Here is a 309-nt window from a genome sequence, read left to right as displayed (position 1 = left end):
AAGGAGAGACTTGAACTCTCACACCTTGCGGCGCCAGAACCTAAATCTGGTGCGTCTACCAATTTCGCCACTTCCGCGTACTTACCGTCTATATCCATCATAGCAATGAATAACAAAAGACGTTAAGCAAAAGATGGCAGGGCTACCTGGATTCGAACCAGGGAATGGCGGCATCAAAAGCCGCTGCCTTACCGCTTGGCGATAGCCCTGCAGGTTGCTCTGTAAGCATGTTAGAGAGAATGGTGCGGAAGGAGAGACTTGAACTCTCACACCTTGCGGCGCCAGAACCTAAATCTGGTGCGTCTACCA

At 50.8% G+C, this 309-nt stretch carries 1 tRNA gene; it reads right to left on the bottom strand.

Annotation, left to right across the window (positions count from 1 at the left end):
• Positions 1-134: 134 nt before the first annotated feature.
• Positions 135-209, bottom strand: a tRNA-Gln gene (locus ACVA53_RS25070).
• Between the last annotated feature and the right edge of the window lie 100 nt (positions 210-309).

Source organism: Photobacterium sp. DNB23_23_1 (assembly GCF_052873815.1).
The sequence above is the reverse complement of the archived record's forward strand: the minus strand, read 5'-3'. Positions and strand labels throughout refer to the sequence as shown.